The sequence below is a fragment of the Streptomyces sp. TAA040 genome, from assembly GCF_000424845.1.
Genome location: NZ_AUKR01000016.1, coordinates 133,949 through 144,418 on the forward strand (window position 1 = coordinate 133,949; position 10,470 = coordinate 144,418).

The 10,470-nt window shown below is 74.7% G+C and carries 8 protein-coding genes and 1 pseudogene; 1 reads left to right on the plus strand and 8 read right to left on the minus strand.

All coding sequences use genetic code 11. The annotated features are described in order from the left end of the window. Nucleotides 1-25 precede the first annotated feature (25 nt). The 5 genes and pseudogenes from H300_RS0116015 to H300_RS0116030 form a co-directional block, all read right to left on the minus strand. A complete protein-coding gene (locus H300_RS0116015; protein ID WP_037980576.1) occupies nt 26-637 on the minus strand; it encodes a TetR/AcrR family transcriptional regulator in 612 nt (203 codons plus the stop codon). 530 nt (nt 638-1,167) lie between these two features. Beyond that, the gene (locus H300_RS0116020; RefSeq protein ID WP_028428240.1) at nt 1,168-3,339 is read right to left on the minus strand and encodes a 3-hydroxyacyl-CoA dehydrogenase NAD-binding domain-containing protein; all 2,172 of its coding nucleotides are present in this window, start codon (nt 3,337-3,339) and stop codon (nt 1,168-1,170) included. Between the two features lie 146 nt (nt 3,340-3,485). Continuing rightward, entirely contained in the window at nt 3,486-4,700 is a 1,215-nt protein-coding gene (locus H300_RS0116025) for an acetyl-CoA C-acetyltransferase (protein ID WP_028428241.1), read from the minus strand. A gap of 187 nt (nt 4,701-4,887) precedes the next feature. Continuing rightward, nucleotides 4,888-5,205, minus strand: a pseudogene (locus H300_RS30335) (CoA transferase); the annotation flags it as partial. Between the two features lie 132 nt (nt 5,206-5,337). Further along, nucleotides 5,338-5,790 carry an MmcQ/YjbR family DNA-binding protein gene (locus H300_RS0116030; protein ID WP_051270099.1) on the minus strand — a complete coding sequence of 151 codons (453 nt, stop codon included), beginning with the start codon at nt 5,788-5,790 and terminating at the stop codon, nt 5,338-5,340. 415 nt (nt 5,791-6,205) lie between these two features. On the opposite strand from H300_RS0116030, the gene H300_RS0116040 reads away from it, so the two are divergent. Next, nucleotides 6,206-7,651 (plus strand): CoA transferase, encoded by a 1,446-nt coding sequence (locus H300_RS0116040; protein ID WP_028428243.1) that lies wholly within the window; start codon nt 6,206-6,208, stop codon nt 7,649-7,651. 60 nt (nt 7,652-7,711) lie between these two features. Here the strand turns inward: H300_RS0116040 and H300_RS0116045 are convergent, their stop codons facing one another. From H300_RS0116045 to H300_RS0116055, 3 genes are all read right to left on the minus strand, one after another. Next, entirely contained in the window at nt 7,712-8,362 is a 651-nt protein-coding gene (locus tag H300_RS0116045; protein ID WP_078516050.1) for a DUF1707 and DUF2154 domain-containing protein, read from the minus strand. Between the two features lie 77 nt (nt 8,363-8,439). Continuing rightward, nucleotides 8,440-9,651 carry a lysophospholipid acyltransferase family protein gene (locus tag H300_RS32495; protein WP_486583906.1) on the minus strand — a complete coding sequence of 404 codons (1,212 nt, stop codon included), beginning with the start codon at nt 9,649-9,651 and terminating at the stop codon, nt 8,440-8,442. Nucleotides 9,652-9,823: 172 nt separating this feature from the next. After that, the coding region (locus H300_RS0116055) for an IS110 family transposase (RefSeq protein ID WP_028428245.1) at nt 9,824-10,470 on the minus strand (647 nt) is incomplete at its 5' end.

The window sequence follows — 10,470 nt, forward strand, 5'->3', positions numbered from 1 at the left end:
CGCACTGCCAGACGCCCCGGGCCGGTCAGAGCCCCAGGGTGGGCAGGGCGACCTCGTCGATGAACCGGAGAACGAAGTCCTCGTCCGCCTCCTTGGTGTCGATGATGGGCCGGGACAGGAGGATGCCGAACAGCATGTGCGGCAGGAACTCGGCGCCCGGCGGGATCTCGGGAATCTCGCCGCGCTCGACCGAGCGTTCGAGGAGCATCCGGAAAGCGGCGAGCTCTGGCTCGACCAGGGATTCGCGTATCGCCCGGGCGAGCTCGGTGTCGCTGAGCATGGCGTGACCGAGCGCGCGCAGCAGGGCGGAGTCCTGGACGGCGTCTCGGCCGGCCCAGCGGCCGAGCTCCCGGAGGTCCTCGGCGAGACTGCCGCTGTCGAGATGCTGGACCGGCGGGCCGGGGGCACCGCAGTTGCCGAGCGCGGCGGCGACCAACTGCGGCTTGCCACCCCACTGGCGGTAGAGGGTGGCCTTACTGGACTTGGTGCGGGCTGCCACCGCGTCCATCGTGAGCGACTCGTAGCCGACGTCCCGGAGCAACTCCACCACGGCCTCGTAGAACTCGAGTTGCCGCTCGGGGGACAGCTTGCCGCGGCCCGCCGGCCGGGCACTGTCCTCCACCGGGTCCGTACTCATCAGCCCCTCAACTCTTCACGACTCATCGAAACGACTTCGTACACGTGCAGCGTAGACGGCCTCCCTGCGAAACGCAAACGGATCGAAACGGAACGGTTTCGCTCTACTCGGGGTTCCCGGAGAGCGGCATGACTTCCAAGGTCTTCCGGGCCGACCCGGGGCTGCTGCACCTCGGAGTGCGGCCGCCCGACGTGCCGATCTCGCCGGACGCACTCCCGGCCGCACGCGAGGTGGTGCTGAGCCGTGCCGGGGAGGCCACCGGAGAGCTGGGCCGACCCTTCCGCGAGGAGGTGAGGCCCGACCGGCGGGCCCTACCCCCAGGGGGAGCGGATGAAGGCGCTCTCGGCCCGGATGCGGCCGCACGTCGCCCGGGCACTGCTGACGGCGTTCCAGCGCGCGCTCCGGGCCACGTTGCGGGAGGCGTTCGGGCAGGAGCGGCCCCGCGCACGTCGCCCCCTGAGGCTCGTCCCTCCCGGGGCGCTTCCCGGGGCAGCGCGGGGCGGGGCGGCGGCTCCGGGGAGCGGAGCGGCTCAGCCGTCCGTGAAGGCCTCTCCGCGGCCTGCTTTCTCCCAGAGCAGTGCGGGCGGCGCGAACCGCTTCCCGTACCGGTCGGCCAGCTCCTCGGCACGGGCGACGAAACCCGCCGGTCCGCCCGGGTAGCTGTTGATGTACTGGAGCACTCCCCCGGTCCAGGGCGGGAAGCCGATGCCCAGGACGGAGCCCACGTTGGCGTCCGCCACCGAGGTGAGCACGCCCTCCTCCAGGCACCGCACGCTGTCCAGCGCCTCGGCGAAAAGCATCCGTTCCTTCATGTCCTCGAACGGGATCCGCACCTCGGACCGGGTGAAATGCTCCCGCAGGCCCGGCCAGAGCCGGGTGCGCCTGCCCTCCTCGTACTCGTAGAAGCCCGCCCCCGCGCTGCGGCCTGCTCGGCCGAACTCCTCGACCATCCGGTCGAGGACCGCCTCGGCGGGATGCGGGGGCAGCTCCCGCCCCTGCTCCTCCTCGGCGCGCCGGGCCTCCGCACGGATACGGCGGGGCAGGGTCAGCGTCAGCTCGTCCATCAGCGACAGGACCTTGACCGGGTAGCCTGCCTGGGCCGCGGCCTGCTCGATCGAGGCGGGCTCGGCCCCCTCCCCGATCAGTGCCATCCCCTCGTCGAGAAAGCGGCCGATCACCCGCGAGGTGAAGAACCCGCGGGAGTCGTGCACCACCACCGGGGTCCTGCCGAGTCGCCGGACCAGGTCGAAGGCCCGGGCAAGCGCGTCCGACCCGGTCCGCGCCCCCTTGACGATCTCGACGAGCGGCATCCGGTGGACCGGGGAGAGGAAGTGCAGCCCGAGGAAGTCCTCCGGGCGCTCCACTCCTTCGGCGAGCGAACTGACGGGCAGCGTGGAGGTGTTGGAGCAGAGCAGCGCGTCGGGCGCCACGAGGTGCTGCACCTCCCGGAACACCGCGCGCTTGAGCTCCGGGTCCTCGAACACCGCCTCGATGACGGCGTCGCACCCCGCGACGGCCGCCGGGTCGGCCGTCGGGGTGATCCGGCCGAGCAGGGCCTGCCGCTCCTCCTCGGTGGTGCGGCCCGCGGCGAGCGCCTTCGCCGTCCGCTCCGCCACGTGGTCGCATCCGCGTACGGCGGCCTCGTCCGTGACGTCCTTGAGCACCACGTCGATCCCGGCCCGGGCGCAGATGTGGGCGATGCCGGCGCCCATCATGCCCGCGCCGAGCACGGCCACCCGGTGGACCGGGCGGTGCTCGGGGCCCTGGGGCCGGCTGCGGCCCGCCTCGACCGCCCGGAGGTCGAAGAAGAACGCCTGTGTCATGTTCGTGGAGATCGGGCCGGTGACCAGTTCGACGAAGTACCGGGACTCGATGGTCTGGGCCGTCTCGAAGTCGACCTGCGAGCCCTCCACCGCCGCGGCCAGGATGTTGCGCGGCGCGGGGGCCGGCGCGCCCCCGGTCTCCTCGGCCAGGCGGGCGGGGAGAGAGGGCAGGAGGGCGGCGAACGCACGGTCGGCCGGAGTGCCGCCGGGGATGCGGTGGCCCGGGGTGTCCCAGGGCTGGCACGACTCGGGGTGCATCGCGATCCAGGCGCGCGCCCGCTCGTCCAGCTCCGCGGGCTCGCCGACGACCTCGTCCACCAGGCCCAGCTCCCGCGCCTCCGCCGGGGTGTGCCGACGGCCCCGGAGCAGGACGGAGCGGAGCGCGTCCGCCACTCCGAGCAGCCGGACCGTCCGTGTGACCCCTCCCCCGGCCGGAAGGAGCCCGAGGGTGACCTCGGGGAGGCCGATGCGCGCATCGGGCGTGTCGAGTGCGATGCGGTGGTGGCAGGCGAGGGCGATCTCCAGACCGCCGCCGAGCGCGGAACCGTTGACGGCGGCGACCACCGGGACCCCGAGGGTCTCGATACGCCGCAGGTCGTGCTTGACCCGCATGCTCCTGCGGAAGACGGCCTCGGCGTCCCCGGGGCCGGCCTTGCTCGTCAGGCGGAGGTCGCCGCCGGCGAAGAAGGTCTTCTTGGCGGAGGTGACGACCACGCCGCGCACCGTCGCCCGTTCGGCCTCCAGCCGGTCGGCCACCGCCGTCAGCGAGGTCAGGAAGGCCTCGTTCATGGTGTTCGCGGGCTGCTCGGGGTCGTCGAGGACGAGCGTGACGACGTCCCCCTCGTCACGCTGCCAGCGGATCGCGGTGGTCTCGGGCATCTCGGGGTTCTCCAGCGGTTGTCTACGGGAACGGAGGCGGGCCAGGACTCCGGGAGGAAGTCCGGACGGGGGCGGCCGGGGCGCGGAGACGGGCCCCGCGCGGCATCGGGCCGTGCCGTGCAGCGCGGCATTCGCGGGCAGTGGGGTCAGAGCCGCTCGACCACGGTGGCGATACCGATGCCGCCGCCCGCGCACAGGGTGACCAGGCCGTACCTCTGGTCGCGGCGCTCCAGCTCGTCGACGAGGGTGCCCAGGATCATCGCGCCGGTGGCCCCCACCGGGTGGCCGAGGGCGATGGCTCCGCCGTTGACGTTGATCCTCTCCAGGGGGAGGCCCAGCTCGCGCGCGAAGTGCAGGACCACGGCGGCGAACGCCTCGTTGATCTCGACGAGGTCGAGGTCGGCGACGGTGAGCCCGGCCTTGGCGAGCGCCTTCCGGGCGGCCGGCGCCGGCCCGGTCAGCATGACGGTGGGGTCGGCGCCGCTCACCGCGGCGGAGCGGATGCGGGCGCGCGGCCTCATGCCGTGGCGGCGGCCCGCCTCGGCGCTGCCGACCACGACCAGCGAGGCTCCGTCCACGATGCCCGAGGAGTTGCCGGCGTGGTGGACATGGTCGATGCGCTCGACCCAGTGGTACTTCTGGAGGGCGACCGCGTCGAAACCGCCCTGTTCGCCCATCGCGGCGAAGGCGGGCTTGAGGGCGGCGAGCGAGTCCGCCGTCGTTCCCGGGCGGAGGTGCTCGTCGTGGTCCAGGACGGTCAGCCCGCTGCGGTCGCGCACCGGCACCACCGAGCGCGTGAACCGCCCCTCCTTCCAGGCCCCGGCCGCCCGCTCCTGGGACATCGCCGCGTACTCGTCGACGTCGCGGCGCCCGAAACCGCCCAGGGTGGCGATCAGATCGGCCCCGACGCCCTGGGGCACGAACCCGGTCTCGAAGCTGGTCATCGGATCCATCGCCCAGGCTCCGCCGTCGCTGCCCAGCGGAACCCGGGACATCGACTCGACACCGCCGGCAAGGATCAGCTCGTCCCAACCGGACCGCACCTTCGCGGCGGCTGTGTTGACGGCCTCCAGGGCGGACGCGCAGAAGCGGTTCTGCTGCACCCCGGCCACCGTGTCGGGCAGGCCGGCCGCGATGGCGGCGATCTTGGCGATGTCAGCGCCCTGGTCCCCGCACGGGGTGACGACACCGAGCACGAGGTCGTCGACGGCAGCCGGGTCGAGGCCGGGGAACCGGCGGCGGACCTCCCGGACGAGCCCGACCACCAGGTCGACGGGCTTCGTGCCGTGCAGGGATCCGTTGGGCTTGCCCCGCCCCCGCGGGGTCCGGACGGCGTCGTAGACGAACGCTTCGGTGCTCACGGGACGGCAACCTCTCGGTGGTGCGGGCGGAGCGGGACCGGCCGACGGCCGGGGACCGCTCACGACGTGCCCGGCGCGGGCAGGTCGCGGACGGCGGGGTCGGGCAGCTCCCAGTCCCGGACGATCTCCTCGGTGTGCGCCCCGGGGAGGGGCTGCCCGAGAAACGCGGGGCCGGGGCGGGCTGGGTCCGCCCGTAGACCAGGGCCGGATTGCGCGCCAGGCAGGCCTCCGGTCCGACGCCGAGGCGCTCCGCGACGCCGGGCCGGTACCCGTCCCGCAGCACCTCGGCCTGCTCTGCCAGGTCGAGCACCCGCGCGGCGCCCCCGTCCGCCATGAGATCGACAACGGTGGAGCGCTTGTTGCGGTTGGTGAGGTCCTGCGCGGGGTCGAGCCCCGGACCGGCACCGCCCGGACGGTCGACCCGGACCACGTCGGCGCCGAGGTCGGCGAGCAGCACGGCGGCGAACGGGCCAGGGCCGATCCCGGCCAGTTCGACTACGCGCATCCCGGCCAGCGGGCCGTCCCCCGCCCTCGTCTCCGCCGCCACGTGGCCCCCAGCCGTATGACACCACTGATGCAACACCGCAGATACTAAGAACGTGTTCCACTTTCCACAAGGGCCGGTGGCGGCGCGGCCTCATCCGGCGTCCAGCTCCGCGACCAACCGGGCCGGGGCGATCGTCCGGTAGCTCTCCTCGACCCACTCCCGGAGCAGGTCCCCCTTGGGGCCGTACGCGGCGCCCAGGGGCACGCCCACCCAACCTGAACGGCCGAGACCGTACCCGGCGGGGGCCGCACCGGGAGCGGACAGCGCGTGCGCGCGCACCTGCGCGTCGGCGAGCTTGACCGTGATCCGCGGCGGCGGGCCGCCCCCGGAGGCGTCCCGGAACGGCGGCTCGGCTGCGGGGCCGGCAGACGGTTCGCTCACCGCCCCGGCACCGAAGGGCCCGCGCCCGAGGAAGACGAAGACCCTCCGGTCGACCTTCACCACCGGCTGCCCCCAGGGGAACTCCTCGACCGCCCCCGGAAGGCCCAGCGCGAAGTCCCGCACCTGCCGCCGCATCGCCGCCGCTCCGCGTCGCTCACCCATGACGCCACGCTAGACCCGTCCCGGCCGGAACGCGGCCGCCGCACCGGCCGGCTCCCCCGTGCGGCGAGGACCGACGGGGGCCGGGTCGACGCGCGCGGCGCGGCGGGGCCGGGGCCGCCCCGTCAGCGCCGGAGCAGCCAGCCGGACACGACCCAGAGGGTCCCGGCGAGCCACCCGAGGGCGAGGAGCGCAGCGAGGGCGAGCGAGGCGGTCAGACTTCTGCTGTTCGTGTTCATGTTCGACGACTCTGCCCCGAGAAGAGGACAGCGGCATCCGCCCGGATACTCAGGCCCGGTACTCAGTTCCGCCCACCGCGCCGCACGCGGCCCGCACGGCCCGTAACCCCGCCTCGACCCTGCCGGACGCAATCCCGCCACCGGACCCTCGGCGTCGCGCCGGTGGTAAAATCGGCCGGATGGAGGACCCCACGACGCAGGTGTGGCGCGCCCTGGGCGGGGACCCGCGGTCGGCACCCGAGGTGGTCCGCACCGGCCGCGCGGTTTGGACGTCCGTGACTCCGGTGGCGACGCTCGCCCGGACGGCCGTCGAGGTGTGCGCGATGGCCGCGGCCGAGTTCACCGCGTCCGACGCCGCGGGCCCCGCGGCCGTTCCCGGTCCGGTGCGCTGCGATGCGGGCGGTGTGGCGGCGGCGTTCACCAGCGAGCGGCACCTGCGGGTGGACGGTCGTCCGCCCGCCCTGTTCGCGCCGCTGTCGCGATTCTGGCCCACCTCGGACGGCTGGGTGCGCACACACGCCAACTACCCGCACCACCGCGACCGGTTGCTGACCGCCCTCGGACTCCCGCGGCTCACCGCCCGGGAGCAGCGGTCCGCCGCACCGGACGCGGCGGAAGCGGTGGCGGTCGAGGCGGTGGCGGCCGAGCTGGCCGACCGGAGCGCCGTGGAGGTGGAGCGGACCGTGCAGGTGGCGGGCGGGCTGGCGGTGGCCGTCCGGACGCCGGCGGAGTGGGCAGCCCACTCGCAGGGCCGGAGCGCCGCACGGCGTCCACTGCCGCAGATCGAGCGGCTGGACGACGCGGCTCCGCGCCGCGCCCCGTACGGGCGGTTCCGGGTGCTGGACCTCACCCGGGTCATCGCCGGGCCGGTCGCGACCAGGACTCTCGCCCTGCTCGGCGCGGACGTGCTGCGGATCGACCCGCCGTGGTTGCCCGAGTCCGCCGACGCGCACGCGGACACCGGGTTCGGCAAGCGCTCGGCTGCGCTGGACCTGTCCGGGCGGTCGGGCCGTGCCGTCGTCGAGGAACTGCTGGCGGGCGCCGACATGGTGGTCACCGGGTACCGGCCCGGCGCGCTGGACCGCTACGGACTGGCCCCGCACGACCTGGTGGCGCGGCACCCCGGCCTGGTCACGGGCCGACTCGGTGCATGGGGATCCGACGGGCCGTGGGCGGGACGCCGGGGGTTCGACAGCCTCGTGCAGGCGGCGAGCGGCATCGCCGTGGTCGAGGGGCGCCCTGGGGGTGCTGTCCCGCGGGACCGGGTCTTCGAGCCCGGCAGGCTCCCGGCCCAGGCCCTCGACCACGGCAGCGGGTACCTGCTGGCGGCGGCGCTACTGCGGTGCCTGAGCGAGCGGCGCGCGGGCGCGGCGGGCAGCCGGATCGTCGAGCTGTCGCTGGCCGGCACGGCCGCCTGGCTGCTGGACGGGCTCCCGGACGAGGGCAGGACGACGGCGCCGGGGGACGGCGGGGCCACCGGCCCCGGTCCATGGCTCGCGGAGCGCACGAGCCCGCTCGGCCGCCTCCGCCACGTGCGCTCCCCGGTGCGGTTCGACGGCGGACCGGACGACTGGTCGCGGCCGCCTGGACGGCCCGGCGCTGACCCGCCGCGCTGGCGGGACTGAGCCGCGCCGGAGCCCCGGCCCGCCCCGCCCGGACCTCCGTCGCGGGGCGGACCGGGGCGGTCAGGTCAGTTCGTTGCCGCCTCCGCCGTCGAGCTTGCGGGCCTTCCCCTCGGCGTTCTTCGGCTTCTTGCGCTCCACCCCCACGCCGCCCCAGAAGGCGAAGCCCGTGATCCTGATCCGGACAGCCCCGGGCACGCCGTCGCCGGTCGCCGACTGGTCGAAGCCGCCCATGATGCCCAGGCCGCTGATCTGGACCTCCGCGTCGTGCGGCACGGTGATGTGCACACCGCCCATGATCGCGGTGGCGCGGACGACCACCTCCCGGTCCTCGAACCGGGCCTCGCGCAGATCGATGTCCGCACCGCCCCAGAAGCAGAAGCAGGTGAACACGCGGCTGACGGTCCAGCGGCCCTTGCGCACGAATCCGCCCATCACCGCGACGCCGCCCCGCGAGGTGGGCTCGCCACCGATCCGGTCGGCCCACCCCCGGCCCCGCTCGCCGGTGACGGGGGTGGCGACGGTGCCGGCGGCGGGCAGGTCCTGCACGAGCGGTTCCAGGTCGCCCCTGGTTCGCGCCCGGTAGACCGAGTCCAGGCGCTCGTCGAACTCCTCCGTGTTCAGACGGCCCTCGGCGAACGCGTCCCTCAGCAGCTCCGCCACCCGGTCGCGCTCACCGTCTGAAGCCCGCATCCCGGGCAGATCGCTCGTCATGCGCGAAGCCTACGCAGGGACGGAGGGCACGTGGACCCCGCGGTCCACGTGCACCGGACCGCCCGCCGGAACCCGGCTCAAGATCCGGCCCGCAGCAGCGGCTCGCCCAGCACCACGGCGGCGACCGCGCAGCCGAGGACCGCGGTGGCGAGCCTGGTCCGGCCGCGCCGGCTCAACTCGATGGCGGTGCCGGAGAGGATCAGCGCGACTCCGTAGAGGCCCAGAGTCAAGAGCGAGGGCTCCGGGACGAAGCGCACCACCAGCGCCCCGGCCACCGCGACCATGACCACCGCGGCGAGGGCGCCACGCAGCCGACGTGCCTGGCGGGGGGTCAGCCGCCCGGCCCCGGCCCCGGGCCCGGGTCGCAGAGCGCCGGGAGCGTTCGCCGGCCGCTTCGCGTCGGCTGTCGCCGCCCCGTCACCGGGCGCCGTCGTCTCGTCACCGGATGCCGTCATGGCGGTCGAGCCTAATCCGTGCGCCTCCTGGGCACGGCGGCGGGTCCGGGAGGCAACCGCGGCGGACCAGGGAGGACCGGCAGCAGGCCGAACGGAATCGGTGGCGGACCGGAGATGACCGGCGGCGGACCGGAAGGGACCGGCGGTGGGCCGCAGGGTCCGCTCCACGGACCGCTGCGCCACCCCGGCCAGTTGGCGGCGGTCGGACGGCGCACCGGTCGTCAGCACCGGCAGCAGCACCGCCTCGGCGCGCACGCCGCGGGAGCCCAGCACCCGCAGGACCGACGCGGCGAGGGTGTCGCCTCCGACGAACGCCGGGAGCGTGCTGGGCCCGTCGCCGGACCGGTGGTAGCGGATCGCCACCGGCTGCACCGGGGTGCCCGCGTCCACGGCTGCCTGGAACACCGCGGGCCGGAACCGGCCCCGCGTCCGGCCGCACCGGGTGGTGCCCTCGGGGAAGGCGACGACGGTGCGGCCGGAGCGCAGCACGTCGGCCAGCCGGGAGACCGTCCCGGGCAGGGCGCGCAACCGGTCGCGCTCGATGAAGAGGGTGCCTCCGCACCGGGCCGCGGCCCCGAGCAGCGGGTACTCCGCCACCTCCCGCTTGGCGAGCGTACGGCCGGGTTTCTCGCCCGCCAGCACCGCGACGTCCAGCCACGAGACGTGGTTGGCCACCACGAGTACCGGGCCGGCCGCGGCGACCCCGGTGACCGTCGTGCGGACGCCCAGCGCGGCGGTCAGCGCCCGCGCCCAGCGGCGCACGAGTGCTTCGCGGCACCCGGTGGGCAACCGCCCGGTCAGCGGCGCGGCGACGAGGCCTGCCAGCAGCAGCACGCCGGCCGCCAGGCCCCGGACGCAGCGCAACCACCCGGGTGCCGACCGCCCCTCCGCCCGCAGGCACGCCGACGGGGCGCACGGGGACGAGGGCGACCACCAGCCCGTCGGGGGGGTGCCTCTATGTTTTTCGTCAAGTCGAGGCTGGCCGTTGTGGGTGGTTTCGTGGTGGTTATGCGGCGAGGGTGATGGTGGGGGTTCGGGGTTGGTAGTAGGTGCCGTCTCGGAGCATGGCGAACAGGACGCTGATGCGTTGGCGTGCGAGGCGGAGGAGGGCTTGGGTGTGGGTTTTGCCGCTGGCGCGGTGCTTGTCGTAGTAGGCGCGGGAGGCTGGGTCGGCGTTCATGCAGGCGAAGGCGGAGAGGAACATGGCCCGCTTGAGCTGCCGGTTTCCGCCTCTGGGGGCGTGTTCGCCGTGGATGGAGGTGCCGGACGATTTCGTGGTGGGTGCGAGACCGGCGTAGGAGGCGAGGTGGGCGGCGGTGGGGAAGTTGGTGCCGTCGCCGATGGTGGCCAGCAGGACTGCGGCGGTCCTGACGCCGACGCCGGGCATCGAGGTCAGGACCGGGGAAAGAGGGTGAGCCTCCAGCAGGGTGGCGATCTGGGCTTCCAGGACCCGGCGCTGTTCATGGACGGCGCCGAGCAAGCGGGCCAGCGACGGGATGACCGTGTCCAGGGTGCCGGCCCCGGGCACAGTGACGGTCTGCTCGTCGAGAGCGTCGAAGACGTCGTCGATCAGCCGGGCGGCCATGCGCGGGGCCTTGGGCCGGATGAGCTCGACGAGTCTGCGGCGGCCGGCTTTGCGCAGGGCGGCCGGGG